General features: G+C 60.3%; 24 protein-coding genes and 1 tRNA gene. 14 read left to right on the forward strand and 11 right to left on the reverse strand.

The features are described 5' to 3' along the window. Positions 1–84: 84 nt before the first annotated feature. Positions 85–2,844: a cation-translocating P-type ATPase gene (locus DIC75_RS00225; RefSeq protein ID WP_250986007.1), complete on the reverse strand. Its 2,760-nt coding sequence runs from the start codon at positions 2,842–2,844 to the stop codon at positions 85–87. A gap of 143 nt (positions 2,845–2,987) precedes the next feature. Here DIC75_RS00225 and DIC75_RS00230 point away from each other — a divergent pair, with 143 nt between their 5' ends. The 9 genes from DIC75_RS00230 (at position 2,988) to DIC75_RS12310 (ending at position 13,427) form a co-directional block, all read left to right on the forward strand. Then, positions 2,988–3,539 carry a type 1 glutamine amidotransferase domain-containing protein gene (locus DIC75_RS00230; protein WP_250986008.1) on the forward strand — a complete coding sequence of 184 codons (552 nt, stop codon included), beginning with the start codon at positions 2,988–2,990 and terminating at the stop codon, positions 3,537–3,539. Between the two features lie 57 nt (positions 3,540–3,596). Then, a complete protein-coding gene (locus tag DIC75_RS00235; RefSeq protein ID WP_250986009.1) occupies positions 3,597–4,799 on the forward strand; it encodes a HEAT repeat domain-containing protein in 1,203 nt (400 codons plus the stop codon). 26 nt (positions 4,800–4,825) lie between these two features. After that, positions 4,826–5,353 carry a HEAT repeat domain-containing protein gene (locus DIC75_RS00240; RefSeq protein WP_250986010.1) on the forward strand — a complete coding sequence of 176 codons (528 nt, stop codon included), beginning with the start codon at positions 4,826–4,828 and terminating at the stop codon, positions 5,351–5,353. Between the two features lie 29 nt (positions 5,354–5,382). Beyond that, positions 5,383–7,245 carry an ATP-binding protein gene (locus DIC75_RS00245; RefSeq protein ID WP_250986011.1) on the forward strand — a complete coding sequence of 621 codons (1,863 nt, stop codon included), beginning with the start codon at positions 5,383–5,385 and terminating at the stop codon, positions 7,243–7,245. A gap of 77 nt (positions 7,246–7,322) precedes the next feature. Next, on the forward strand, positions 7,323–7,709 hold the full coding sequence (locus tag DIC75_RS00250) for a response regulator (protein ID WP_250986012.1): 387 nt from the start codon (positions 7,323–7,325) through the stop codon (positions 7,707–7,709). 11 nt (positions 7,710–7,720) lie between these two features. After that, positions 7,721–8,311 (forward strand): CheB methylesterase domain-containing protein, encoded by a 591-nt coding sequence (locus DIC75_RS00255; protein WP_250986013.1) that lies wholly within the window; start codon positions 7,721–7,723, stop codon positions 8,309–8,311. An 89-nt stretch (positions 8,312–8,400) separates the two neighbouring features. Beyond that, on the forward strand, positions 8,401–12,258 hold the full coding sequence (locus tag DIC75_RS00260; protein ID WP_250986014.1) for a DNA-directed DNA polymerase II large subunit: 3,858 nt from the start codon (positions 8,401–8,403) through the stop codon (positions 12,256–12,258). Between the two features lie 133 nt (positions 12,259–12,391). After that, a tRNA-Leu gene (locus tag DIC75_RS00265) sits at positions 12,392–12,474 on the forward strand. Between the two features lie 494 nt (positions 12,475–12,968). Beyond that, positions 12,969–13,427: a very short patch repair endonuclease gene (locus tag DIC75_RS12310; RefSeq protein ID WP_352151344.1), complete on the forward strand. Its 459-nt coding sequence runs from the start codon at positions 12,969–12,971 to the stop codon at positions 13,425–13,427. A gap of 13 nt (positions 13,428–13,440) precedes the next feature. Here DIC75_RS12310 and DIC75_RS00270 read toward each other — a convergent pair whose 3' ends face one another. The 4 genes from DIC75_RS00270 to DIC75_RS00285 all read right to left on the reverse strand — a co-directional run bounded on the left by DIC75_RS00270 (position 13,441) and on the right by DIC75_RS00285 (position 17,507). Continuing rightward, a complete protein-coding gene (locus DIC75_RS00270) occupies positions 13,441–14,403 on the reverse strand; it encodes an O-methyltransferase (protein ID WP_250986015.1) in 963 nt (320 codons plus the stop codon). Next, on the reverse strand, positions 14,400–15,803 hold the full coding sequence (locus DIC75_RS00275; protein WP_250986016.1) for an ATP-binding protein: 1,404 nt from the start codon (positions 15,801–15,803) through the stop codon (positions 14,400–14,402). The genes DIC75_RS00270 and DIC75_RS00275 overlap by 4 nt, the downstream gene beginning before the upstream one ends. A gap of 20 nt (positions 15,804–15,823) precedes the next feature. Next, positions 15,824–16,987, reverse strand: coding sequence for a DNA cytosine methyltransferase (locus tag DIC75_RS00280; protein WP_250986017.1), 1,164 nt, complete (start codon positions 16,985–16,987; stop codon positions 15,824–15,826). 382 nt (positions 16,988–17,369) lie between these two features. Continuing rightward, positions 17,370–17,507 (reverse strand): hypothetical protein, encoded by a 138-nt coding sequence (locus tag DIC75_RS00285; protein ID WP_250986018.1) that lies wholly within the window; start codon positions 17,505–17,507, stop codon positions 17,370–17,372. Positions 17,508–17,839: 332 nt separating this feature from the next. Between DIC75_RS00285 and DIC75_RS00290 the strand changes: the two genes are divergently transcribed. Further along, entirely contained in the window at positions 17,840–18,055 is a 216-nt protein-coding gene (locus DIC75_RS00290; RefSeq protein WP_250986019.1) for a hypothetical protein, read from the forward strand. Positions 18,056–18,134: 79 nt separating this feature from the next. Here DIC75_RS00290 and DIC75_RS00295 read toward each other — a convergent pair whose 3' ends face one another. Together DIC75_RS00295 and DIC75_RS00300 are read right to left on the reverse strand one after the other, a co-directional pair. Beyond that, positions 18,135–18,890, reverse strand: coding sequence for a hypothetical protein (locus tag DIC75_RS00295; protein WP_250986020.1), 756 nt, complete (start codon positions 18,888–18,890; stop codon positions 18,135–18,137). 319 nt (positions 18,891–19,209) lie between these two features. After that, a complete protein-coding gene (locus DIC75_RS00300) occupies positions 19,210–19,503 on the reverse strand; it encodes a DUF2589 domain-containing protein (protein WP_250986021.1) in 294 nt (97 codons plus the stop codon). Positions 19,504–19,819: 316 nt separating this feature from the next. Here DIC75_RS00300 and DIC75_RS00305 point away from each other — a divergent pair, with 316 nt between their 5' ends. Further along, complete coding sequence (locus tag DIC75_RS00305) at positions 19,820–20,281, forward strand: PEGA domain-containing protein (protein ID WP_250986022.1); 462 nt, start codon at positions 19,820–19,822, stop codon at positions 20,279–20,281. A gap of 171 nt (positions 20,282–20,452) precedes the next feature. On the opposite strand, the gene DIC75_RS00310 is transcribed toward DIC75_RS00305, so the two are convergent. From DIC75_RS00310 to DIC75_RS00320, 3 genes are all read right to left on the reverse strand, one after another. Beyond that, entirely contained in the window at positions 20,453–22,498 is a 2,046-nt protein-coding gene (locus DIC75_RS00310; RefSeq protein WP_250986023.1) for a M13 family metallopeptidase, read from the reverse strand. A gap of 309 nt (positions 22,499–22,807) precedes the next feature. Continuing rightward, positions 22,808–23,302, reverse strand: coding sequence for a hypothetical protein (locus DIC75_RS00315; RefSeq protein ID WP_250986024.1), 495 nt, complete (start codon positions 23,300–23,302; stop codon positions 22,808–22,810). A 141-nt stretch (positions 23,303–23,443) separates the two neighbouring features. Beyond that, positions 23,444–23,776 carry a hypothetical protein gene (locus tag DIC75_RS00320; protein WP_250986025.1) on the reverse strand — a complete coding sequence of 111 codons (333 nt, stop codon included), beginning with the start codon at positions 23,774–23,776 and terminating at the stop codon, positions 23,444–23,446. A 193-nt stretch (positions 23,777–23,969) separates the two neighbouring features. Between DIC75_RS00320 and DIC75_RS00325 the strand changes: the two genes are divergently transcribed. The 3 genes from DIC75_RS00325 (at position 23,970) to DIC75_RS00335 (ending at position 25,049) form a co-directional block, all read left to right on the forward strand. Beyond that, the gene (locus DIC75_RS00325) at positions 23,970–24,446 is read left to right on the forward strand and encodes a PRC-barrel domain-containing protein (protein ID WP_250986026.1); all 477 of its coding nucleotides are present in this window, start codon (positions 23,970–23,972) and stop codon (positions 24,444–24,446) included. Between the two features lie 94 nt (positions 24,447–24,540). Then, entirely contained in the window at positions 24,541–24,690 is a 150-nt protein-coding gene (locus tag DIC75_RS00330; RefSeq protein ID WP_250986027.1) for a hypothetical protein, read from the forward strand. A gap of 98 nt (positions 24,691–24,788) precedes the next feature. Beyond that, positions 24,789–25,049, forward strand: coding sequence for a DUF3303 domain-containing protein (locus DIC75_RS00335; protein ID WP_250986028.1), 261 nt, complete (start codon positions 24,789–24,791; stop codon positions 25,047–25,049). Positions 25,050–25,136: 87 nt separating this feature from the next. Here the strand turns inward: DIC75_RS00335 and DIC75_RS00340 are convergent, their stop codons facing one another. Next, on the reverse strand, positions 25,137–25,544 hold the full coding sequence (locus tag DIC75_RS00340; RefSeq protein ID WP_250986029.1) for a hypothetical protein: 408 nt from the start codon (positions 25,542–25,544) through the stop codon (positions 25,137–25,139). Between the last annotated feature and the right edge of the window lie 112 nt (positions 25,545–25,656).

Below are 25,656 nucleotides of genomic sequence, written 5' to 3' on the forward strand. Positions count from 1 at the left end.
GGGCGCTCAGGAGCGGGAGGAGGGACGGGGACCCTCCGGTTCACCCCGCCGCGGGGGTTTATCCTTGGTGCTCAAGCTCCGGTTCTAGCGAACCGTCGCACGCAACATGACCGCCTTGTAGACCTCCCCGGCGATCAGCACCGGGAGGCCGAGCAGGGCGAGCAGCCCCCAGTCGGCAGGGGTCAGGGGTGCGGTCCCGAGGAAGGTCTGCAGGATCGGGACGTAGACCACCAGCGCCTGGAGGGCGAGGCTCCCGAGGATCGCGAAGATCAGGGCGGGGTTCGAGAAGAACCCGATCCGGTGGAGCGGGAACCGGAACGACCTGAAGTTCAGCACGTTGTAGAGCTCGAAGATGATGAGACCGGTAAACGCCATCGTCCGCGCCCGGTCGAGGTCGACCTGGTAGAGGCCCGAGAAGACGTAGATGGTCAGGAGACCGAGCCAGACCCCGAGGATGAGGACGACGAGGTAGGCGTTCCGGGTGAGGATGGACTCCCCCGGGTCTCGCGGCCGCCTCTGCATGACGTCTTGCTCGGCGGGTTCGAGACCGAGTGCGAGGGCGGTGAGGCCGTCGGTGACCAGGTTGATCCAGAGGATCTGGACGGGGATGAGGATCAGCGGCAGGCCGAGGAGGAGCGCGCCGACGATCGCGACGAGTTCCCCGATGTTGGAGGAGAGGAGGTAGCGGGTGAACCGGGCGATGTTGTCGTACTCCCGCCTCCCTTCCTCGACGCCGGCGACGATGCTCGCGAAGTTGTCGTCCACGAGCACCATGTCGCTCGACTCCTTGGCGACGTCCGTCCCCTTGATGCCCATGGCTATCCCGATGCTCGCCTTCTTCAGTGCCGGAGCGTCGTTGACGCCGTCGCCGGTCATGGCGATGACCGCACGCTCCCGGGCAAGGATATCGATCACCCGGAGTTTGTGCTCCGCCGTGACCCGGGAGAGGACTTTCGTGGTCCGGAGACGGCTGGCGAGCTCATCGTCGGTCAGTGCCTCGAGATCGGCCCCGGTCAGCGCTCCCTCGCTCGAGAGCCCGAGATCCCGGGCGATGGCGTAGGCGGTCAGCGGGTTGTCCCCCGTGATCATGATCACGTCGATCCCGGCGCTCCGACAGAGCCGGATCGCCTCCGCCGCTTCGGGCCGCGGGGGATCGACGATCCCGGCAAACCCGAGAAAGATCAGGTCCTCCTCCACCGTCTCCTCGGTCCACTCGAGACCCTCCGGGAGCGGGCGGTATGCCGCCCCGAGCACCCGGAGCCCGCCGGACGCGTACCCGGCGATCTCCGCGAGGAGTGCGTCACGGAGGTCGTCGGTGAGCGGCACGACCGAGTCCCCCCGGAGCAGCCGGGACGAGCGGGCGAGAAGCACCTCCGGCGCTCCCTTCACATGGGCGACAAAATCCCCCTCTCCGGGGTAGACGATCGTCATCCGCTTCCGGGTGGAGTTGAACGAGAACTCCTTCGCCGCCTCCGGGGCATCCTCGCGGGAGAGGCCGGCTTTCGCCGCCGCGACCACGAGCGCCCCCTCGGTCGGCGTGCCGAGGATCCGCCACCCTCCCTCTTCGAGCTTGAGGGTTGCGTGGTTGCAGAGGAGGACGGTGTGGAGGAACTGCTGGAGCCCGGGGTCCGCGAGCGGGTCGATGGGGTTCTCCCCCACGAGGAACTCGCCGTCCGGAGCATACCCGGTCCCGGTCACCGCGACTTCGGCGCCGGGCGTCTTCACCCGGACGACCGCCATCTCGTTCCGGGTGAGCGTCCCGGTCTTGTCGGTGCAGATCACCGAGACCGCGCCGAGGGTCTCCGACGCCGGGAGGTGGCGGATCAGGCAGTTCCTCCGCATCATGTTCTTGATGCCGATGGCGAGCGTCAGCGTCACGACCGCCGGGAGACCCTCCGGGATCACCGCCACCGCGAGCGAGACGCCGACGAGGAACATCTCGAGAAGCTCCCGCTGCTGCAGAAGCCCGACGGCGACCGCGAGCACCGCGATGCCGAGGGCGATCAGCCCGAGGTCGCGGCCGAGACGGTCCATCTGCCGGGCAAGGGGCGTCGCTTCGTCCTCGACCCGCTGCGAGAGCCCGGCGATCATCCCGAACTCCGTCGTCATCCCGGTAGCGACGACCACGCCCCGTCCCCGCCCGTTGACCACCGTCGTGCCCGCAAAAGCCATGTTGCTCCGCTCGGCAAGGGTGGTCCCGGCAGGGAGCGAATCCGGCGCCTTATCGACGGGTGACGACTCGCCTGTCAGAGGCGCCTCGTCCACTTCGAGCGACGTCGCCTCGACGATGAAGAGGTCGGCGGGCACCCGTTCTCCCATCTCGAGAGCGACGAGATCCCCCGGCACGAGCCCCGCAGCATCGATCTCCTGTCGTTCCCCGCCGCGGACGACCACGGCACGCTGGACGAGCATCTTTTTGAGCGCCTCGATCGCCTCGCCGGCCTGCCACTCCTGGGAGAACCCGAGCAGGGCATTCAAGACGACGATGATGAGGATTGCGGCGGCGTCGACGGGTTCGCCGACGAGGAACGAGATCGCGGCGGCAATGACCAGGATGACGATCAGGACGCTCTTGAACTGCCGGAGGAAGACCTGGAGACGGGTCTCCCGGGCCTCTTCGCGGAGGACGTTTTTCCCGTAGCGCTGCAGCCGCTCATCCGCTTCTCCCGGGCTCAAGCCTGCCGGGCCGGTGCCGAGTTCCCGGCGGACTTCTTCCGCGGAGAGGGTGTACCAGTCAGCCAGAGGCCTCCCTCCCGCAGGCGGTGTTTCTGCCGGATTCTCCAGTCGGCACGGGCATATGTTCCCGGTTTTGCGCAGGGCTATAAAAAGGTATAGAGATCGCATCCATCTGTCCGCGAAAAAGCCGCAACGGCGGCCGGGGCGGTCGGACGGATCGCCGGACGCCCACCGTTCCCGGCCCCGATACCATTATATCCGGCCGAACCGATCAGGGCCGGGTCGGAAGTCCGGCCCGGGGAGGAATGACGATGAGCAGAATAGCAGTCCTGATTACGGATATGTTCGAGGATGTCGAGTACACCAGGCCCGCGGAGGCGTTCAGGGAGGCCGGCCACGACCTCGTCCACGTCGGCCTCTCCGCGGGGGAGACCGTGCATGGGAAGAAGGAGCAGACGCCGGTCAAGATCGACCGGGCCGCATCGGACGTATCGGCGGACGACTTCGACGCGCTCTTCATACCGGGCGGTTACTCGCCCGACAAGCTCCGGGCCCACGATGCACCCGTCGAGTTCGTGCGTCGCTTCGTCGAGAGCGGCAAACCGGTCCTCGCCATATGCCACGCGCCCCAGCTCCTGATCACCGCGCAGGTGCTCCGCGGCCGGAAGGTGACCGGCTGGAAGTCCGTCGCCCAGGACATCAGGAACGCCGGTGCGGAGTACATCGACCGGGAGGTGGTGATCGACGGCAACCTGGTCTCGAGCCGGCAACCGGACGACATCCCCGCGTTTATCGAGGCGTCGCTTGCGAAACTCAAGGAGACCGGCGGCAGGAAGGTGGAGGCTGCGGCTGCAGAGCGGTGAGACGGGAGCGGGGCCGCATAAACTCTTTATGGATGCGGCCCGCACCCAATCTTTGAGATGAATCCTGCAGGTCTGCCGGGGGACGCACGGGAATGGGGCAGGCTTGCGATAATCGCTCTCGCCACGGTGCTCTCCGTTCTGCTGGACCTATTCTTCAACACGGTCACGTACACCCACTTCTTCTACCTGGTGCTCATCCTCGCCGCGTTCTGGTACCGCAGAAGCGCGGTCGCCGTCGGGATTCTGCTCGCCGCGGTCCACATCGCCGTCGAGTACTTCCTCTACGGCCCCCCGGGTCCGGACATCCTCATAAGTGCAGGGGTCTTCGTCGTCGCGGCATACCTCCTCGGGTACCTCTTCGAACTCGCGGGCAGGCGTGCCGACGGCCTGCACTTCCGTATCGGCGAGCCCGGCGCACCCGCATGCGACCGGGATACGAAGAGGCTGATCGCCCGGTTATCGAGCCGGGACCCGGATACCCGCTACCAGGCGGCCGGATGCCTGGGTGACGCGGGCGTTCCCGCTGCGGTCGAACCGCTCGCCGCCCTCCTGGCCGACCCTGAGACCGGCGTCCGCTGGAAGGCGACGGAGGCGCTCGGGAAGCTGGGGTCTCCGGCCGTCGGGCCGCTCACGGAGAGCCTCGATAGCGAGAACGCCGATGTCAGGTGGATGGCCGCGGTCGCTCTCGGGGAGATCGGCGATCCCGCGGCGATCCCGGCACTGATGGGGGCGCTCAACGACGAGGACACCTACGTCCGGAGCAGGGCGGGCCTGGCGCTCGGGGCCATCGGCGAGGCCGCACGGGAGGAACTCATCGCCGGCCTCCACGACGGAAACGAGCGGGTCCGGTGGGGGGCGGCCCTCGCGCTCGGGAGCATCGGGGGAGAGGAGGCCGCTACGGCCCTCATCGGTGCGCTCCGCGACCCCGACGGGGACGTGCGGCAGCGAGCCGCGGGTGCGCTCGGGGATATCGGCGAGCCGGCTCTCCCCTCCCTCATCGAGGCGTTCCGGACGGACGACGAGGAGCTCCGGCGGGGGGCGATAGCAGCCCTCGGTCTCGTCGGAAGGCCTGCCGTCGCGGCGCTCACTGCGGCGCTCCGCGCCGGCGACGACTGGCGCATCCGCAGTGGAGCGGCGGCGGCCCTCGGGGCGATCGGCGAACAACGGGCAACCGACGCCCTGATCCGGGCGCTCGACGACGAGCGGGAGGAGGTGCGCGAGGCTGCACGGGAGGCGCTCGGCAGCATCAGGAAGACATAACACCAGCGAGGGAGCACCTGAACGCTATGACTGACGACACCCGGATCGAGGAACTGATCGCCGATCTCCGGCGGGGCCCTCTCGCGGTGCGCCGGGCGGCGACCGCCGGGCTCGGGGCGAGCGGAGAGGCCGCAGTCGACCCGCTCATCGCCGCGATGCAGGTCGAGGAGAACGACGTCCGGTGGTATGCCGCCCGCGCGCTGGTGCAGATCGGCGAGCCTGCAATCGCCCCCCTCCTCGCGGCGATGCGTGCCGCGGACGACCGGGACTTCCGCCGGTACGCCGCGGCGGCCCTGACGGGGATTGGCGAACCCGCCATCGAACCCCTCATCGGCGTCATCGAGAGAGCCGACCCGGATCTCCAGCCGTTCGCCGCGATGGCCCTCTGCAGGATCGGCGAGCCGGCGGTCGAACCGCTCCTCCGCCTGATGCAGAGCCCGGACCCGAAGACGCAGGAACGCGCCGCGCTTCTCCTCTGGAAGATGGGAGAGCCGGGAGCCGGCCCGCTCACCGAAGCACTTGAGGCAGGCAGCCGATCCGCGAATAATAAATGATCGGGAAGCCTTCAGATCAATAGGGTCTGATGGCACCTCGTATCACAAAGAGCCCCCTCCACCTCCTGCCGATGGGGCGTTACTTAAAACCCCGGATGGTCCTGGTTGCAGGAACTTCGGGTACTGCGGTCCTTGCCGCGCTCCTTGTGGAGCCCCCCGGCACCAATCTTATCCTCTGGTTCCTTCTTTTCCTTCCTGCCGCGATCGCCGGCTACCTCTACCGGGAGAGGGGGATCGTCGTCGCCACCGTGCTCGGGCTTGCCTACATCGGCGTCACGGTGCTGCGCGCATACCCCGAGCCGGGCGCGCTCCTCCCCTTCGTCGCCATGATAGCTCTTGCGTCGCTCGCCTCGACCGTCGGCTACTCGGCCCGGGAACAGATCCACCACCGGGAAGCCATGGAACGGGCTCCCGGAGGTGCGTTTCTTCTCAGGCAGGAGGACGGGACGATAGCGGACGCGAACCGGGACTTCGCGGAGCTCCTGGACTACACGACGAAAGACCTGGAGAACCTGCCGATCTCCAGGATCTGGCCGTTCGCCGACGACCGCGAACGGTTCTTCGCCCAGGCAAAACCGGATGCGGGCAACGTGGTCCTCGAGACGCAGTTCGTCGACCGGGAAGGCAGAATCCGCTGGCTCGTTCTCTGGGGACGCTGCTTCGACGATGCCGTCATCTCCTGCCGGGTCTCGGAGATCACCCGGTACAAAGAAGCGGAAGCGGCCCTGAACGCCGAACACCGCCGCCTCCTCTCGGTCCTGGACACGCTCCCCGCCTACGTCACCCTGCAGGGGGAGGACCATACCTTCCGGTTCGCCAACAGGGCCTTCCGGGAGACCTTCGGCGACCCGGGCGAGAGACCCTGCTACGAGGTGCAGCGCGGCTCCCGCAGGCCCTGCAACCCCTGCCACAGCACGCTGGTCTTTACCCTCAGAAGCCCGCAGCGGTGGGAGTGGGACCACACGAACGGGAAGACCTACGAAGTCCACGCCTACCCGTTCACCGACACGGACGGGTCGCCCCTGATGCTGCAGCTCGGGGTCGACATCACCCAGCGGGTGCAGGCGGAAGAGGCGCTCAAAGGGTTTGCCGGGAACCTCCAGACAAAGAACCGGGAACTGGAGGTGCTGCGAAGCCAGCTCTCCATCGTCAACCAGGAACTCGACGAAATGGTCAGGGAGCGGACCGCCGACGTGGAGAAACTCCTCGCCCAGAAGGACGAGTTCATATCGCAGCTCGGGCACGACCTCAAGACGCCCTTAACGCCGCTGGTCGCGCTGATGCCGAGGATCATCCAGCGGGAGCAGGATCCGAGGCTCCGGCGCCTCCTCGAGATCGCCGGCCACAACGTCACCTACATGAAGGACCTGGTCCAGAAGACCCTGCAGCTCGCCCGGATGAACTCCCTCTACATCGAACTCGACCTCGAACCGCTGAACCTACGCACAGAACTGAACAACATCCTCAGGAACTACGCGGTCTCCTTCAAAGCAAAAGCCATAACCCTCGAGAACCACGTCCCGGCCCAGATCAGCGTCAGGGCCGACAGGGTCCTCCTCGGAGAGATCTTCGATAACCTGATCGCCAACGCCGTCAAATACATGCAGAACGGGACCGGGACGATCAGCATCGACGCCGGCCGCGACCAGGGGGTCGTGATCGTCGCGATCCGGGATACCGGGATCGGCATGACCCACGAGCAGCTCGAACGCGCGTTCTTCGAGTTCTACAAGGCCGATTCCTCCCGGCACGACCTCGAATCGCCGGGCCTCGGCCTTGCGATCTGCAGGCGGATCGTCGAGCGGCACGGGGGCCGGATATGGGCCGAGAGCGACGGAGTGGGGATGGGATCGACCATCTTATTCTCCCTGGAAGCGGTAGACGCCCCGTGAGGAGAATCCGCAGATTTATAATCGATCCGGGCGAGAGAAAACTACGAAAAACCTGGTGGGTGCCAGGGAGGGACCAGATGGCAGAATTACCGTGCCGGCAGATTATGATCGTCGATGACGATGTATTCATCCTTGAGGTGATCGAGGAACTCTTCGAACCGGAGGGGATCGACGTCATCACCGCGGAAAGCGGCGATGCGTGCATCGCGGAACTGGAGAAGGGATTCCGGGGCGTCATACTGATGGATATCATGATGCCCCGAAAGGACGGATGGGAGACGATAGAGGAGATGATCGCCCGGGACCTGATGGACGGGAACGTCGTCGCGATGCTCACCGCAAAGGACATCCCCGACGCGAAACTGGAGGGGCTCAAGGAGCACGTCATCGACTACATCACGAAACCGTTCGAAGCAGACGAGATCGTGGCCGTCGTGAAGGGCTACCTCGATTATCTCGCATGAAGGGAGAGCGCATGGATAACTCTGCACCTGGTCGGGACGGCCGGAACATCGTGGTCATCGGTTCGTCGACCGGCGGCCCGCGAACCCTCGAGACGATCTTTTCACAGTTCCCGCTCGTCGATGCCGCCATCGTTATCGTCCAGCATATGCCGCACTACATCAACAACTCGCTCTGCGCGCATCTTGCAAAGACCTGCCTGATGGAGGTCAAGATCGGGGAGGACGGCGAACCGGTCGAGCACGGTACGATCTACGTGGCCCCAAGCGACGTCCACTTAAAACTCCTCGGGAACCGGACCATCCGTCTCTTCGACGACGAGAAGATCCAGTACGTCAGGCCCTCGATCGACGTCGCCATGACGTCGCTCGAGCGGCACCGCGGCGACCGTCTCGTCGGAGTGGTCCTCTCGGGGATGGGGAGCGACGGAGCCGAAGGGATCCGGCATATCAAGTCGATCGGAGGCACCACCCTCGCGCAGGCCCTCCGGACCTGCGCCATCCACGCCATGCCCCGCGCCGCGTTCGAGACAGGGCGGGTGGACCAGATGCTTCCGCCGGAAGGGATCCGGGAGAAGATCATCCGGATCGCGGGGATTCTCTAACGATTCTGCCCCCGAAGAGATCTGCCGGGACCGGAGGCCCGGACCCGGGAACGAGTCCTCTAAATGCGTGAAGGGCCTATACTTCATGCATGGAGGTCTCACCCGCTACCGCCCGGTACTTCGAGGAACTGATGGCCGGGCTCGAGTCCGCGATGAAGCAGGCGGCTGCCGCACGGACCCGGGGACTCGATCCGAGGACGGAGATCGAGATCCCGGTGGCAAGCGACCTCGCCGACCGCGTGGAGGCGCTCCTGGGCTATAAGGGAATCGCGGCCAGGCTCCGGGAACTCGAGCAGGAGATGTCCCGGGAAGAGGTGGCGCTCCGTATCGGCGACGATTTTGCAGCTAAAATGTTCGGCGAGACCACGCAGGAGGAGATCCTCGACCACGCCATCCGGGGAGCGATGGCGCTCCTGACGGAGGGCGTCGTGGCCGCCCCGACGGAGGGGATCGCGAAGGTCAGCCTCGGGAAGAACGACGACGGGACCGATTATCTAAAGATCTACTACGCGGGCCCCATCCGGAGCGCCGGCGGCACGGCGCAGGCGCTCTCGGTGCTGGTGGGCGACTACGTGCGGCAGGCGCTCGGGATCGGCCGCTACGTCCCCCGCCCCGAAGAGGTGGAGCGCTACATCGAGGAGATCCGGCAGTACAACAACATCATGAGCCTCCAGTACCTCCCGAGCGAGAAGGAACTCCGGATGATCATCACCAACTGCCCCGTCTGCATCGACGGCGAGCCGACCGAGCAGCAGGAGGTGAGCGGCTACCGGAACCTGGAGCGGGTGGAGACGAACACCGTCCGGGGCGGGATGGCGCTGGTGGTCGCGGAGGGTCTGGCCCTCAAAGCCCCGAAGGTCTTAAAAAACGTCCGGAAGATGAAGATGGCCGGCTGGGACTGGATCGAGGAGATGATCGGCGGCGGCCCGAAGAGCGACGACGACGATGCGGGCGCCGCGATCAAGCCCAAGGACAAGTACATCCGGGACCTGATCGGCGGGCGGCCGGTCTTTTCGTACCCGATGCGCAAAGGCGGGTTCCGGCTGCGTCTCGGCCGGGCGCGGAACACCGGGTTTGCGGCGGCGGGCTTAAACCCGGCGACGATGCACATCCTCGGGGACTTCCTCGCGGTCGGGACCCAGATGAAGGTCGAGCGCCCGGGGAAGGCGGCGGGGATCGTGCCGGTGGACTCGATCCAGGGGCCGACGGTCAAACTCCGGAGCGGGGAGGTGCGCCGTGTGGACGATGCGGCGGAGGCCCGGCGGATCGCGGGACAGGTGGACGAGATCCTGGACGACGGCGAGATCCTGATCAGTTTCGGCGAGTTCATGGAGAACAACCACCCGCTGATGCCCCCGAGTTACTGCGAGGAGTGGTGGATGCTCGAAGGGGGGCCGCGGCACCCGGAGAATGAACTCGAGGCGATCGGGTTCGCGCTCGACGGCGCACCCCTCCACCCCGACTACACCTACTTCTGGGACGACGTCGGCCCGGCCGATATCGCCCTTCTCGCGGATATGGTCAGCACCGGCGGCAGGGTCGAGGACGGGGTGCTGATGCTCGAGAACACCCCCCAGACGAAGGCGATCCTCGAGGAACTCCTGGTGCCCCACCACCTTTCAGGGGACCGGATCGCGATCCCCGAGCACCTGGTCTTCCTCGCCTGCCTCGGCCTGACGCTGCAGCTCGAAAAGCGTCCGGCGTGGCAGGACGCCCCGATGGAGAGTTCGCTCGACCTCGTCATGCACCTCTCGGGCTTCACGGTGCGGTCGCGGGCGGGCACCCGGGTCGGCGGGAGGATGGGGCGGCCGGGGAAGTCGAAGCCGCGGGAGATGCGGCCGCCGCCCCACTCGCTCTTTCCCATCGGCGACGACGGCGGTTCGCGGCGGTCGTTCCAGGCGGCCTGCGCCTCGAAACACCGGTCCAACACGGACGGGGGGGTGATCGAGGTGGAGGTCGGCGAGCGGCACTGCCCCGCCTGCGGCGCCTTCACCTACAAGAACCTCTGCGAGTGCGGCACGCATACGGTCCCGGTCTTTCGGTGCCCGAAGTGCGGCAAGGACGTCGGGCAGGCCGTCTGCCCCCGGTGCAACGTGGAGACGGTCTGCCACCAGAAGGTCACGATCAACGTGAAAAGCGAGTACTCGGCGGCGATGGAGAACCTAGGGGTGCGTGAATCGTCCGTTGCACTCCTCAAAGGCGTCAAAGGGCTGATATCCCGCGAACGGCCGGTGGAGCCGATCGAGAAGGGGATCCTCCGGGCGCTGCAGAACCTTTATGTCTTCAAGGACGGGACCTCCCGCTACGATATGATCGACCTTCCCCTGACCCATTTCCGGCCGGACGAGGTCGGCGTCCCCATCGAGCGGCTCCGGGAACTCGGCTACACCCACGATACCTACGGCCGGGAACTCGTCTCGGCCGACCAGGTGCTGGAGCTCCGCCACCAGGACATCCTGGTCTCGGAGGACTGCGGCGAGTGGCTGGTCCGGGTGGCGAAGTTCGTCGACGACCTGCTGGTGCGGTTCTACGGGCTCGAACCGTTCTACCGGGCCGAAAAACCGCTCGATCTCGTCGGCCACCTCCTGATGGGGCTTGCGCCGCACACGAGCGCCGGGGTCCTCGCCCGGCTGATCGGCTACTCGAAGGCCGCGGTCGGTTACGGCCACCCGTTCTTCCACGCGGCGAAACGGCGGAACTGTTTCTCCGGCGACACGGAGATCGCCGTCTCCGACGGCAGACAGTGGATAACGGTGCCGATCCGGCAGTTCGTGACGGAGAATTTCGATCTCAGCAAACCGGGGCTGGACCACGTCGGGACGTTCTACTCCGATCCGGAGCAGCCGTTCTACGTCCGGAGCATCGATCCGCAGGGGAAGGTGAGCCTGAAGAAGGTCACCTCCGTCTCGGTCCACCGGGCCCCGGCGCACCTGATCCGGTTCGTAACAGGGCGGGGGAGGGTTCTTACGGTCACGCCCGACCACGCGATGCTGGTCTGGGACACGGATTACCTCCGAAAGATCCGGGCGCTCGAGGTTGCGGTCGGCGACCGCGTCCCGGCGGAGGAGGGCGGGCTCGTCGTCAGCGACGAGGTCGTCTCCCGCGAGACCGTCCAGGCGCTCGACGACCGGGTCTACTGCCTGACGGTCGCCGATAACCATACCCTGGTCGCGAACGGCATCTACTGCGGGCAGTGCGACGGCGACGAGGACTGCGTGATGCTCCTCCTCGACGGGCTGATCAACTTCTCCCGGGCCTACCTCCCCGAGACCCGGGGCGGGACGATGGACGCGCCGCTGGTCCTGACCACCCGGATCGACCCGGCGGAGGTCGACAAGGAGAGCCTCAACGTCGACGTCTGCGACCACTACCCCCTCGAGGTCTACAACGGCTGCCTCGCCTATGCTCACCCAAAAGACCTCGACAAATACGTCGACCGGGTGGAGCGGCGGCTCGGGACCCCGGCACAGTGCGAGGGGTTCCTCTTCACCCACCCGACCGCCAGCATCTCGGCAGGGCCCCTTGAATCCACCTACACGAAGCTCGGGTCGATGCTCGACAAACTCGAGGCGGAACTCGACCTCGCAAAGAAGATCCGGGCGGTGGACGAGGACGACGTCGCAGAAAGGGTCTTGAACACCCACTTCATCCGCGACCTCCAGGGCAACCTCAACGCGTTTTCCAAACAGAAGGTCCGGTGCATGAAGTGCAACGCGAAGTACCGGCGGATGCCGCTTGCGGGGAAGTGCACCCGCTGCGGGGGCAACGTCATCCCCACGGTCCACGAGGGCTCGGTGAAGAAGTACCTGGAGATGTCGCGCAACATCTGCGAGACCTACGCGGTCTCGGCGTACACGAAGCAGCGGGTGGAGGTCCTCTTCATGCAGATCGAGTCCACCTTCGGCCAGCCCCCGGAGAAGCAGCTGGGGCTCGCGGATTTTATGTGAGTGGGGTGCGGGGGCGGCGGGGGTCTTCCGTTCCCGGCACCTGCCCGGCGAGGGGCTCCGTCCCGGCGGCGGGTTGCCCGGCGGGGCGGGCCGCCATCAAGCTCATTACTTTAGAGGTTCAAGAGGTACAGGCGCGAGTGTTACCGAGAGGCCAAAGGTGATCGACTCAAGATCGATTCTCGAAGGAGTTCGCAGGTTCGAATCCTGCCACTCGCATTTTTGTTTTTTGATGTTTCGGTAGTCGCCCGGCTCTAAGCTTCGTTGATCTTGTCCAGAGCAAGCACCAGCTTACAGGCCTGTTTGTCAGGGTTCCAAAGGACGCAGCGATCACCACGGCAGGGGTCAACAGTCCGGGCCATGTTCGCCATGAACAAAAACGGGCACTCTTTTCTATTTTCAGCCATAGAGATCAGTTCTCTCTACCTAGCAAAAACACCTCACATTTTGGTTATGGGTATTTCGGAAAATGGCCCCCAAAGGGCAACTGTAATACCGCCGGTTCATGGTATGCCAGCAACGTCTTCACGCTTGTTATCTTCAGGTTAATGTCCCTCCTGTTAGCCACGGTTTATTTAGTCAAAATATCTACAAATGCCCTGCAAGTTTGATTTCTAGAGCGAGTATTAAGATTTGAAAATATTATTCTCACTAGCCAGTGAAAGGTGAGAAAAAGTTTCTTGATATTTAACATACTAGGGGGTTGTAATCAAATGGTGGATACACGAAGTCCAGAGCAACGCAGACGCATCATGGCAGCCGTCCACAGTAAAGATACAGGCCCCGAACTTCTAGTACGTCGATATCTTTGGTCGAAAGGCATTAGATATCGCCTTCATCCCGAAAACTTACCGGGCAAACCGGACATCGTCATACCTCGATGCAAGATAGCCATTTTCGTCCACGGTTGCTTCTGGCACGGCCATGAAAACTGCTCTTTAGGTCGCTTACCAAAATCTAGAGTAGATTACTGGAAAAGCAAAATTGAAACTAACAAAAAACGGGACCGCCTCATCAAAGAAGAGCTAAAGGCTTTGGGCTGGCATCAATTAGTAATCTGGAGTTGCCAGTTGAGAACGAAAAAAGCGGCATCTACTGCCTTACCTGCCCTTTTAAACGAGATACTAAATATTTGCCCTGACTTATCCTCAGATGATTCGCGCACTCTGTAAACGTACATGAGAATTATGGCGTTCCTCTTAAGAAGTAGGGTGAATACCTATGGAAGGCTGCGTACTGTTCGAGAGCTTCTTCAGTCTTTTGGGCATTCTCGTCAATTAAGTATCCCAACTCCGCGGATAAGATTTTGCCTCGTTGTCCGTTGCATGGAAGCAACTTCTGGAGGTGCAGGCGTTCTTTTGTACTAAGATCCGGAATTTTGATTAATTTCGGATTTTCCCACGTAAGATTGGCAAATTCCCAGCTTTTGAAAGCTTTAACTACTCTTCGATCCTTGCGAGGCCATATTACTCCTGTTAATGTGAACATCCAAGTTCCATCATTGTAATAGAAAGACGAGACAGGATGGAATGCCAAGTCAGCAACCGCCGGCAACGCTTCCTGGGCGGCAATCTGCAACATTTCCTGAACTAAAGAGGTAAATTTCAGGTTTTCTCTTGGCAGGTCGGTATTCGGGTTGGGCAAGACTTCTGAGAACTTCCTATGAAATTCCTCGATTAGCCTCGCTCTCTCCTCTTCAGGCTTATCCCAACCGTAATCCCTAGAATTGGCGCGTAAAGTAATCTTGACCATGCTTCCTTGAGCAACTTTACCAAGGAGCGTCATGAAATCCTCAAAATGCGTATAGTCCAGTCCGGTATAGTCCAACCAAAATATACTTTTACTATCTAATGATTCATATTCGGCGATAAAAGAACACATATCACAGTTTTTAAGTTGGATGATACCACAGGGAAGATGAAAGCCCTGACGCAGATACACATCTGGATCTTCCTCAATCGAAACCATTTGAACTTCAGGGCAAAACTCGTAAATTAGACGCATATCTTCAAGGTAGGGCCCTCCCATGCCGTAGTACGTGTATTCGTCCAAGTCACCTCCAAGTTTTGAGAGGCGTCTGATTGCCTCGATAAATGCAAACCTATCTGCAGCTTTGTTTTTGCGTAAATGATACGGAGGACTGCTCATTTCATAACTTCCTCGTAAATTGTATCAAAACACTTTATTCCAACCTCATTCGGATCCAATTCGGAGTTTCCAAAATACTCTCCCACTTTTTTTATCTTCACTAATTCTTTTTTGAAAGAGATACGCCGAGTCGTCGGTTCAGGTCTTTCTGGTACAGGCAGATTAGGCTTGTAGTAATTTCCGTTTGGGAGTGAACGTGAGATCTCCTTGAGGGGGAGGTTTTTTGACTCCGTCTTTATCTCATGAAAGGATTGCTTCATTGTTTCCTTAATTTGCCTTTTAGATTCGTCTTCTAAACCTTTCCACTTGTTGGTGTAATCGGTGAAGATTTTCATTCCTTCACGCATTTTATTTTTTATTTGGAGATAAAGAGGGGAAGATGCGTCGATGCCCCTTTTAGTTGTGGTGGTTGGTAACTTACGGGGATCATCTGATTTAAACTCCACAATGCCTGATATCGCAATAAATTGATTGTGGTATCGGGGAACGTTCGCTTCTCCCCATCCAGTCAGTTCGGTACGGTCACAATGTACCACTGTCCTGTCGTTACAGATAATCGTCCATCCGGCATCATATGATGAATATTTTGCACTTTTCTTCTCATCGTCGATCTCATTCTCAGAAGGAGGTTCTCGCGTAAACCCAACTGCCAAAAACACTTCTACGCCATCCGACTCAGTTTCGAAAATATATGGACGTATCCCTGTACTTTCACTAAGATCAAATGACAACTTAGTGGTGCGAGGGCTGACAATTTCATCGTTAATTTTAACTTCAAAGCCTTTTTCGATAATGTAAGCATAAATGGCTGAAATCGATTTTCTTAGCTCGGATATAAAGTTTTTCGCATCTACATCAAATAAATCAGAAATGCCTTCATTTAAGCTTTTAATGACTATTTTAGTACCGTCTGTATCCATCAACCCTTTGACATTTTTCATAGGTAAAAACCAATTGCTTTCATCTTTTAACCATTCTGGCGTTATCTCAACCTCATATTCGTCAGCTCCGCTCCGTGTCGTAATGAGACAGTGCTTACCTATTTTAAAAATTGCTCGTTTCATTCCGATTCCGTAAGTGCCTACGGTTCTGGAGACACCTACTGGACGGTCTTGATCCCGTCCCATCCTGAAGGCATAGGGATGCAATTCCCAAGGAATCCCGCCACAGTTATCTGAAATCGAAAAAAAATCCTTCTTTATTTCAATTTCAGCCCAAAACCCCTGATATGGCTTCTCTCCCTCACATTTACTTGACCGACGAATGCCATCAATACAGTTATCCAGTAAATCAAGAATAGCATCGTTTAAAGCTATGTCACGCGTGAGCATATTGACAAAGAAAGATTTTACTGGAGCCGCATTAACCTCATCATCCTTAATCAACTTTCCTTCTTTCATCTTTTATCTCCCATTCCCGATCATATTGCATTCCGAACGACTGCAAGCAATCGCTCCGCAACTATCGGGCTGACACTGCTCCCGATCTGGCGGAAACTATGCCACTTTGTCGGCGCAAACCGGAACCAATCCGGAAAACCTTGCAGTCTTGCTGCCTCCCGAGGGGTTATCGCACGATTTTCGGTCGGATGAATCGGGCGAAGGGCTTGATGGCTGCCATGATCGCGACCCGTACCTGCCCGTAGAGTCGGACAAAACCCTTCGGGATCTAAGCGAGTAGCTCTTGAAATCGGATCCCTCCTGCCGAACTCTACCTTTGCATACCGCTGAACAACCTCATCCGAATGGCGAGTACCTAAGAAACCGGAAACTAGGCTTTCGTCCCTGAGGCGACTCAGAGCAACAGGATCTCCAACCCCCGGAGGTACGTGACCCTGGAGCCTCGATGCGTAGTAACCATTACCACTGGTGCGAACTATTTGCCAACTCTGCTCCTCTTTCTGCCATTCGGGATTAATTTTTATCGGCAAACCACGCAATGCGTCTTTCACGAATATTTTCTCGATATCCGAGGATGGCAGGAAGTCATTCGCCGTCAGGGGTTCCATTTTGTCCCGGTGATAACCAAAGAAAAATATCCGCGTCCGAGTTGTCGCCACCCCATATTCATTCGCCTTTACCACCAGAGGCGGTAAAAAAACGTACTTATCCTCAACAAAGGAGAGTCCCTCGTTTATGATATCCGAATTCTCCTTACACAAAATGCCGGGTACATTTTCGGCCAAGAAAAACTTAGGGTGGGTTTCTGCGACTATGCGAAAGAACTCTGGGAACAATCTATTACGAGGGTCATTTTTGTCTTTTCTCCCCATCGAACTGAAACCCTGACAAGGAGGGCCACCGATAACCCCTGTGAGACTTCCACTCTTCAATTTGAGTAGATCTAACAGTTTCTCACCCGTTAAATCGGAAACGCTGGTCGAAATGTGAATTGTGTTCGGGAAATTGCACTTATGAGTGCCGAATGCAATCGGATCGTTCTCCACTGCACCGCGAACGATAAATCCTGCACGTGCCGCTCCTATACTGAGCCCCCCCGCGCCGCTAAAAAGATCCACGATTTGAGGGCGGTTTCGCTTATTATGGTTTACTGCATCGACAACGCTTTCTTCAACAACGTGCAATTGATAACCTACCTTTTACGGTTCTTTACCTTCGGAATATTTAACCGATACGATTGGAAGGTCTGCAGCCAAATTTATCGATTGATACATCAGCATACAACAGATCCAATTTAATTCAATGCAACTTTCGGAAAATACTAATTTAGTAGAAGTTAGTAGTTCGCGGCAGCGATGCCCGGGGAAGGCGCAACAGGAGCCCCCAACCCACCCGGCATGCGCCATCAGGACCCGGAGGATTATAAGATGAGCCCGGGAATACATTGAATTTAAACATTGAGCCTTTTGCTGCCCTCAAGACGCAAGCATTTTGCGACTTGCACAGTATATTCGTTGTATCAGCCCATAAATGAGAAAAGAAAAACAGTTTGAAATTCCGGGCGGCTCACTTTATCTTTTTCTCGAGCTTCTTGAGTTTCTTCTTGGCGGCCGGGCTACCCGCAGCCGCCTGCTGCGCGAGTTCTTCTGCCTTGGCCTTCTTTGCTCTGTTTAGTTTCTCCAATTGTTTCTTGCTCGTCGGCATACAGTTACCTCGCTACGTCTTTGAATGGTTCTATTTACCATTTTTCCGTCATATACATATCCCTATCGTTGTACCAGCCGAGAAACTCCGGGTAAATGAAAAATCGGCCAATTCAACTGTTGAAGGCGTATGCAAGGAGGAGAGGAAGGAGAAAGCGTATGCAAGGAGAAGGAGAAGGCGTATGCAACCCAGTCGGCTTTGCCGGCGGCAGCCGCCCGCGAAATCCAGGATCCCCCGCGGCAGAGGAGGGAAGATAACCCGGTCTGACAGGATTAGACAGATAAGAAGTCGCGTATCGAAAAATTATTCCATCCACGGCCACAACCCTGAGTATGACCGATGTAAACCGGCCTATAGTGAGAATACGATGCCCCGACTGCGGTGTTGCGCTTCAGATTACGGCCGAGCACTTGAGAGACAACAAGCCGATCGTCTGCAGCGGCTGCAACAAGATCATGACCCTTCGCGACGTCGACAGGTCGATTGACGGTTATTTAAATGATTTCAGGGCGGCGGTTGAAGAGATCGACCGCAGCACGAAGCACTGACCGGGACGGTTCAATCGTATATCACCGGGCCATATCAATAAAAATAGCCGATGGAGGAGCCCTCCTCCCCCATACCTCGTTATCCCCGGGTCCCACCGCCGGTTGGGGTATTGACTTCAAATCCCAGAGCGCGTGCAAGGGAACTCTTTAGATCGTTGAAGAAGGTGAAGACCGGTTCGAGCAGCTCCTGGGGTTTCGCTTTTTGCTCAACGCTGAGTATCCCTCCCTCATAGATCGTCCTTGTCCCGGAGTCCCAGATCTCAACGGTCACCACACCCTCTCTGACAAACAGGGCATCGCCGACAAGCAAGCTATCTCCTGCATATGCAGGAAAGATCCGGGCATTTCTATGGATCTCCGCTCTGCCCTGAATATATTTCACCGCTCCTGCTTCAGTTTGTCCGTAATCCACGTAAATTATCCCGCTGCCCGTCGGGGTTTCCGTCACCTCGGGAGCCGCCGCCTGTCCGGAGCCGCCGCCTGCCCGTTCGAGCAGGACCGCGGTTCCCCCGGTGCCCCCGCCGAGCATCGTCGCATCGCTCCTGTCGACCAGCTGTATGTCTGCAAACGAGCCGCGCTGCAGGGTGATGATGTCTTTATGGCGCAGCGTGTCGCCCACGCCGGCAGGCTGAACGCTCGTGCCGCGTGTGATGGTGATGGAGTATGCACCGACATCCGAAGCCGGGGTGATCGAGACGATTCGGCCGAGAACCTCCTCATCCGTGTATACCTGCAGTGTGGTATGCGAGCCGGCCTGCCCCGCTGCCGGCAGAACACAGATCGAAAGGAGCCCGATAATAACAAGTAGACGGTAATGCTTCGATAAGGACTGCATAATAGTAAATAGAGAATCTCATATAAATAATATGAGTAAATAAAGACACCTCATGTGAATAATATTAGCAAATATGGGCCCATCCGTGAATAATATTAGAAAATAGAGACATTTCATGCAAATAATGTGTAAACCCATAATGTGGCAGCACGAACCCATGCGACACAACTCTCGCCCCATGACGGCCTCCCGTCATGAGACGATTTCCTGATACCACGCCGGATAGCGCACCGGGAAATCATCTCCGGATAGCCCTGCACCGGAACCCGCGAGAAGCCTCACATCTCCGCAACGCATCCCCGGTGCCTTAAGCCCGCCGCTACACCAGCCCCTGCAACGTCGCGCCCATCCCCGGCGGGCCGGCTGCGAACTCTTCCAGGCCGACCCCCATCAGGAAATCAACGTGAGTGGCTGCCAGCTGTTGCTGTGCCCTGACTGCCGCCGAGAGCGGCCCGTCGATGAGATCTTCCATCGGAAGGCCTCCAAACTGCGAAGCCATATCGGGCAGCGACGATGCAGTGGAGACGGCCGTCGCCCCGGCAACCGGACAGACGGCGCTGCCGACCACCGCAACCAGAAGCCCGGCCACAATGAGACTCCTCCATGCTTCCATTCCCCTATCACCCCCGGGATATGAAAGGGAAGGAAAAACCCCGATATAAATATGCTGTTTCGTCTTTGAGGCATTTCACATCTTTTCACAGTCCATCCGTGCATCCATGCCCGCTTTTTTCACAACTGTTAAATACCCAAAAAGTAACAGAATGCTCTATTGGCAGTGTTGATTTGCCGTTAAACGTCCGGATCGTTTCCCGTTATCGCAGACAGCCATTCTTCGCGGTGCACACTCCCGGGGAGGGGAAGGGACTGCAGACGGTTGCAACGGCAGATGCACCCCGGATACAGAACAACCGTGTGGAGTGCTGTGTATGCAGTTCAATCAAAACAATGCCGGCAGGGTCCTTTCCGCCCTGCTCATCCTCCTGACCGCCGCCATTCTCGTATCAGGCTGTATCGAGTCATCGGAGAGCGGGAGCGGTTCCCTGGCGGGGACGTATTCCGACTCCGGGTACATCCAGATCTGGACGGTCCCTTCAGGTGCGTCCGTCTATGTCGACGGAGAGTACCTGGGGGAGACGGACGATGTGGAGGACCTGTCCGTTCGGGTCAGTCCCGGATCGCATAAACTGGAGATATATAAGCAGGGATACGAGTCGTACCTCGAATACCTGTATATCGGTAGCGGCGAGACCGTGACCAGGGACGTCTTCCTCGAGAGCACCTATTACGACCCGGACCCCGGGCCGGTATGGACACCCGCCCCGACATGGGAGCCGGACCCGACCTATCCGGGCCCCGTGTACGAGGCAGCCACCCGTCCCATCTATTAACCTCTTTTCCGGGGCTGCACCTGTTTTCTCTCCTCCGGAGAGCGCCGGGCAGCCTCGTTCACGATCCGGCACACGGCTCAAAGCGACGGCGGTCGACTCAGGAATCAAGATCCCGTGCATCATCACGCCGGGTATGTAAAAAAAATGTAGTTTCGGGCCGGCAGAAACCCGTCACCAGATGACGGGCCTCTCTCCGACCTCCCGGTAGAGGGCGTCGCCGGGCCGGATCTCCGGGAAGGCCTCGTAGAACTCCGGTATATTGAACAGGACGCCGTTCACCCGGAACTTCTCCGGGGAATGCGGATCGGTCAAGACCAGGTTCCGGAGCGAGTCCTCCCGGTCGTTCACCCTCCAGAGGTGTGGTGCCGCCAGGAAGAACTCCCGGTCCGCGGCGGGATCGGCTGATCCGTTCTCCGTCTTCTTCCACGCGTGGTAGGCCATGGTCAGGCCCCCGAAGTCGGCGATGTTCTCCCCGAGAGTGAGGTTCCCGTTGACGTAAAGGCCGGGAAGCGCCTCGAACGCATTGTACTCGGCCACGAGCAGGGCCGTCCGGCTGTCGAAGTTCGCGGCGTCCTCCTCCGTCCACCAGTCCTTCAGGTTCCCGTCCCTGTCGTACTGCCTTCCCTGGTCGTCGAAACCGTGCGTCATCTCGTGCCCGATCAACCAGCCGAGCGCCGCGTAGTTGAAGGCGGGGTCTCTATCGGGGTCGAAGATCGGCGGCTGGAGGATGCCTGCGGGGAAGACCATCTCGTTCCGGCTCGGGTCGTAGTAGGCGTTCACCGTCTGCGGGGGAATAAACCAGACGCTCCGGTCGACCGGCCCGCCGATCTTTTCAAGCCCTTCGGGCCCGTGGATGAAGGAGTGGGCTCTGGCGGCGCGGACGTTAGCCACGTAGGAGCCGGAGAGGTTCAGCCCGGAGTAGTCCGTCCATTGGTCGGGATACGCGATCTTCTCCCCCATGGCGGCAAGTTTCTCGCGGGCCGCGGCAATCGTCGGTTCGCTCATCCAGGTGAGGTTTTCCATCCGTTCATCGAAGGTCTCCCGGATGGCGAGGAACATCCCCGACACCATTCCGCGTGTCCGGGGGTCCACGTAGTCGGCGACGTATGCCCGGCCAACCAGGTCGCCGAGGAACTCGTTCTCCGCCGCCACGACGCGCTGCCACCGGGGTTTCATCTCCGGAACGCCGTAAAGCGTCGTCTCGTAGAAGGCAAAGTGCTCCTCCTCGAACGATGAAGAGAGGTAGGGGGACGCCTGATCGATCAGCCGGTAACGCAGGTAGACCTTCCAGTCTTCGAGCGGAGCGGTCTCGAGCAGGGAGTCGAGTCCCTCCACGTATCCCGGCTGGTAGACATGCACCCGGCTGACCGGCCCGGAGCCCGGGATGGCGGCGAGGGTCTCCCACCCGACCGCGGGGTACCGCTCCTCGAGTTCGGCGAGAGTATGGATGTTCGTGGTCTTCTGCAGGTCGCGGTTCTCCTCCTGGCTGAGGTGGGCCGCGGCAAGGGTCTCTTCCATGGCATAGATCGTCCTTGCGTCGGCGGCCGCCTCTTTTGAGGACTCGCCGGCGAGCACCAGCACCCGGGCTATGTGCTCCCGGTAGGCATCCTGGAGCTCAATGCTTCCCGTGTCGTTCCGGAAGTAATAGTCCCGGTCGGGCAGCCCGAGCCCGCCCTGGTAGAGGGCCGGAACCATCCCGGTGCTGTCTTCGGGGTTGACCCCGGCCCCATAGAAGTAGACCGGACCAAAACCCCCTTCCAGGAGAACGACCGTGGTTTCAGTCAGATCGGCACGGGAGTCGATCGCGTCGATCGTCGCGAGGAGATCCGAGAGCCCGCTGAGCCCTTCCTGCTGGATCGTCCCGGTATCCATGCCCGACCGGTAGAACTCTCCGAGGAGGATGATGTTTCTATCCGCACTCTCCGGCGGGGCGGCCGCCGCCTTCTCGAGGAGTTCATGAATATCACCGTCCACCCCGTCGCGCATCCCGGTCAATATCGCATAGTACTGCTTATCGGCCGGAATGGGGTGCTCCGCCATCCATGCATCATTCACGTAGGCATAGAAATCGTCGCCCGGGTGGACGGACTCGTTGAGGGTGAATTCGCTCTCCGTCGCCTGCAACGCGGTATCCGGGACCGTTGTCCCGGCGGGGGCAAAACACCCGGCGGATACGAGAGATGCGAGCAGAAGAAGAGGCAACAGAACGTTTTTCACAAGGAGGATGGCTCTTTTTCAGGAATAAGAATTTTGATCTGTGGTAACCGGGTTTCGGAGGCGATGAAGCGAGCAGCTCCTGATTCTGCATGCAGCCAGTCGTTACTGGAGACTGGCTGAGAAGGAGCACAACCGGGTATGGAATGATCGAGGGGTACGGCTTATGCTGCGGCAGCACCGGCAAGAAGATGTGGTCGGGGCATATCCGGGGCCGGGGGATGCGGGAGAACGCGAAGAAGGACCGGCAGCGGGTCCAGGAGGCAGGACGAAAGGGGAAGGGGCCGGCCGCACCCCCATCCCCGCTCGACCTTACCTCCCCCCCGCCCCGGCGGCCGCCCGTTCCGTCAGCCACTCGTAGAACTTGCGGTGCCAGAACGGCACGTCGACCGGCCGGGAAAGCGACTGCCAGGCCGCCCACATAACCCGTTCGGACATGTTCTGCCACTCGCCCGCCCGTTTGGCCATATCGTCCGCCGGCTGCCCTACCGCATGCAGGATCTCGTGCCAGATGCGGAGGATCAGCGCCTCATCATCCCTGTCCTCGCGCGTGACCCGGATGCTTGCCCGGTTCTGCATCCCGCCCCCGAGCGCCCGGGCGGGGATCGCGTCGTCGAAGACGTAGACGGTTCTGTCCGGCACCGGGAAGGGGAAGCCCTTCCACATTGGGTCCTTCTGGTCGAAATAACGGACTTCCGGTGTCCCGGTCCGGACCGTGAACTCGAAGAACGGCGGAATGAGCCGCAGGTGCGGCTCAAGCCTCCGCCGCAATTCTTCGGTCTTGAAGAAGAGGTCGAAGTGAGGCATCGGGGCCGCATTGGTGCGGGTGATAATAAATCCTGAGGTCCGCCGGATACGGCCCGTATCTCCGCCTCCATACTCGTCCGCGGATTCCCCGTATCCGGGCAAGGCGCGGATCGCCGCCGGGACCCTGCGCGCCCGGGATAGTTATCCTCGATCTCCACCCTGCAGAGGCCTTTGTTCGAGTGCCTCCTGCCGCTTGTCGATCCATGCCCGGGTCCAGACCCGGAGATCCCTGATGCTGGCGGACCCCTGCCGGCCGCGCATCGTCCGCAGGTGGTCTTCAAGTTCGTCGGCCATTGAAAATATCAGCGCTTCGGACGCTTCTTCCGGTAACGGCCCTTCTACCCGCAGGCGGGCAGCGCCCAGGTCGAGAAAGTGCTGCAACTCGCCTGTTGCCTCGAGGATCGTGGTGAGATCCAGTCTGACAGTAGGCCCCATGAAGAGGGGATTGACGCACCCGGTAATAACCTCATCCATTTGGTTCAGGGCCCATAGACGACCCCTTCTGTCTGATTCCCACCTTTAAGGACTTCATCCGGCCATAACGCCCACCTGCTCCGCGACCGGGTGAGGAGGATCGGGCGGGTCCCCGACCTCCGGGTGCAAATCATTTTAAGGACTCCCGGTACTCAGTGCACGCCCCCTGGAGTGGGGTCTGGAGATGAAGAAGATGCAGGAGAGATCTGAGGTTATCCTGGAACGCAGGACGCGGACGGCCGGCGAAGAGTGGTTCATGTCGGCCGACGACATCCTGGACAAGAACGTGATCAACCCGCAGGGAGACGACCTCGGGGAGATCTCGGATATGCGGATCGGGTTCCCCGAGGGCAAGGTGCAGTACCTGGTCCTCAGGTACGGGGGCCTGCTCGGCGTGGCGGCAAAGAGGTTCGCCATTCCGCCCGAAGCCGTGATCTACCGTCCGGGGGACGACAACTTCGTCGTGAACATCGACAAGCGGCGGCTGGACGACGAGCCGGGATTCGAGGAGGACAACTGGCCCCGGGAAGCGGACTTCAGCCTGATCCAGTCGGCCGGAGCCATGACCCCCCCGAGCAGGGAGGAGGCGGAGGCCGTGAAGCGGCAGGAGACTCCCCCGCCCGAGGTCATCACGACGGAGCGGGTCGAGACGCGGCCCCGGCGGAAATAACCCCGGACGACGGTTCGGGGCAGGGACACCTTTTTTCGGCAGGAGGAGAGCGACCGCAAGGAAGATTATCCGGGACCGATGAACGGGCCATGTCGTGCCGGCACCTGAAGACGGTCCGGCGCCGGAAGAGCGGCCCTGCGTCGACCCTGGTAACCGGGGAGGAACCCCTAACCTCCGGCAGGTCGTCCTCACCGCCACGCTCATCTCTGCTGCCGTGAAGGAGAGAATGGGAGGGCAGCCGTAGCGGACGGTTCGCCCTGCACCAGGCTTTTATACTCCGGAACCCATGACGCCGACCGTCCATCCCGGCACGCCGGGATGTGGTAACGAGGGGGGGAAAGCATGCAGTTCATAAGCATATTCACCTGGGAGCCAGGGAAGGCGGCCGAGATCATGGAGGCGCGGGCCAGGGAGGAGATTCCGGAAGGTGTGACCCTGATCAACGAGTGGGTCGACATCGTAGGGAACACGGTCTTCCGGCTGATCGAGACGGACGACCCAGTCGCCCTCATGAGAGTCAGTTTTCCCTGGAGTGACCTCGGCTATAAAGAAGTGCATCCGGTCATGGAGTCAAAAAAAGCGTTAACTATTCTCAGGGGATGAGGAGGGGGGCCTTTACGCCCCTCCCCGCAGGCGCCCCGTGCATTTCTGCTCTCTATCGCCCCGGTCGAGCGTTCCGACGCCTGCACACTACAGCATCCCCTGCTGCCCCATCGCAACGAGCAGCATCGTCGCCGCCGCCGAGAGCGAGAAGATCGTCACCGCCCAGACGATTATAAACCCGACAATCATCAGCGGGCTCGTCTCCCGGTAGGGGACGAGCCCCTCGTTCATCCCTTTCGCCGTCCGGTAGGCGTCGTAGCCGCCCCAGAGCCAGACCGCCACGCCCGGAACGATCATGACGAAGAGGCCGAGGAGGCTTCCGAGCAGCACCAGGACGCCTCTTATGAATTGTCCGTTGTAGGCCTGCCCGAGGCCGTTGAAGAGGAGTGAAAGACCTGCGGCTATCGCCGGGTTCTTCCTCTTCTCCCGGCGGGATACCTCCGCCGCCGCTATAGCATCCGCAAGCGAGACCCGTTCCGCCGCATCGCCGTGCATGATTGTCAGGTACGCCCGGCGGGACTATCATTCTTTCCCGGGTTCCCGACAGGGGACGTGCACGCGAGCGGTCCCGACTGCACGAGTTCATGCCCGTCCCTGACGATCGACC

The sequence above is a fragment of the Methanoculleus oceani genome, assembly GCF_023702065.1.
Taxonomy (GTDB): Archaea; Halobacteriota; Methanomicrobia; order Methanomicrobiales; family Methanoculleaceae; genus Methanoculleus; species Methanoculleus oceani.

Coding starts and splice junctions, on each gene's coding strand:
- DIC75_RS00225 (WP_250986007.1), bottom strand. CDS start 2,844: ATGCGATCTCTATACCTTTTTATAGCCCTGCGCAAAACCGGGAACATA.
- DIC75_RS00230 (WP_250986008.1), top strand. CDS start 2,988: ATGAGCAGAATAGCAGTCCTGATTACGGATATGTTCGAGGATGTCGAG.
- DIC75_RS00235 (WP_250986009.1), top strand. CDS start 3,597: ATGAATCCTGCAGGTCTGCCGGGGGACGCACGGGAATGGGGCAGGCTT.
- DIC75_RS00240 (WP_250986010.1), top strand. CDS start 4,826: ATGACTGACGACACCCGGATCGAGGAACTGATCGCCGATCTCCGGCGG.
- DIC75_RS00245 (WP_250986011.1), top strand. CDS start 5,383: ATGGCACCTCGTATCACAAAGAGCCCCCTCCACCTCCTGCCGATGGGG.
- DIC75_RS00250 (WP_250986012.1), top strand. CDS start 7,323: ATGGCAGAATTACCGTGCCGGCAGATTATGATCGTCGATGACGATGTA.
- DIC75_RS00255 (WP_250986013.1), top strand. CDS start 7,721: ATGGATAACTCTGCACCTGGTCGGGACGGCCGGAACATCGTGGTCATC.
- DIC75_RS00260 (WP_250986014.1), top strand. CDS start 8,401: ATGGAGGTCTCACCCGCTACCGCCCGGTACTTCGAGGAACTGATGGCC.
- DIC75_RS12310 (WP_352151344.1), top strand. CDS start 12,969: ATGGTGGATACACGAAGTCCAGAGCAACGCAGACGCATCATGGCAGCC.
- DIC75_RS00270 (WP_250986015.1), bottom strand. CDS start 14,403: ATGAGCAGTCCTCCGTATCATTTACGCAAAAACAAAGCTGCAGATAGG.
- DIC75_RS00275 (WP_250986016.1), bottom strand. CDS start 15,803: ATGAAAGAAGGAAAGTTGATTAAGGATGATGAGGTTAATGCGGCTCCA.
- DIC75_RS00285 (WP_250986018.1), bottom strand. CDS start 17,507: ATGCCGACGAGCAAGAAACAATTGGAGAAACTAAACAGAGCAAAGAAG.
- DIC75_RS00290 (WP_250986019.1), top strand. CDS start 17,840: ATGACCGATGTAAACCGGCCTATAGTGAGAATACGATGCCCCGACTGC.
- DIC75_RS00295 (WP_250986020.1), bottom strand. CDS start 18,890: ATGCAGTCCTTATCGAAGCATTACCGTCTACTTGTTATTATCGGGCTC.
- DIC75_RS00300 (WP_250986021.1), bottom strand. CDS start 19,503: ATGGAAGCATGGAGGAGTCTCATTGTGGCCGGGCTTCTGGTTGCGGTG.
- DIC75_RS00305 (WP_250986022.1), top strand. CDS start 19,820: ATGCAGTTCAATCAAAACAATGCCGGCAGGGTCCTTTCCGCCCTGCTC.
- DIC75_RS00315 (WP_250986024.1), bottom strand. CDS start 23,302: ATGCCTCACTTCGACCTCTTCTTCAAGACCGAAGAATTGCGGCGGAGG.
- DIC75_RS00320 (WP_250986025.1), bottom strand. CDS start 23,776: ATGGATGAGGTTATTACCGGGTGCGTCAATCCCCTCTTCATGGGGCCT.
- DIC75_RS00325 (WP_250986026.1), top strand. CDS start 23,970: ATGCAGGAGAGATCTGAGGTTATCCTGGAACGCAGGACGCGGACGGCC.
- DIC75_RS00335 (WP_250986028.1), top strand. CDS start 24,789: ATGCAGTTCATAAGCATATTCACCTGGGAGCCAGGGAAGGCGGCCGAG.
- DIC75_RS00340 (WP_250986029.1), bottom strand. CDS start 25,544: ATGCACGGCGATGCGGCGGAACGGGTCTCGCTTGCGGATGCTATAGCG.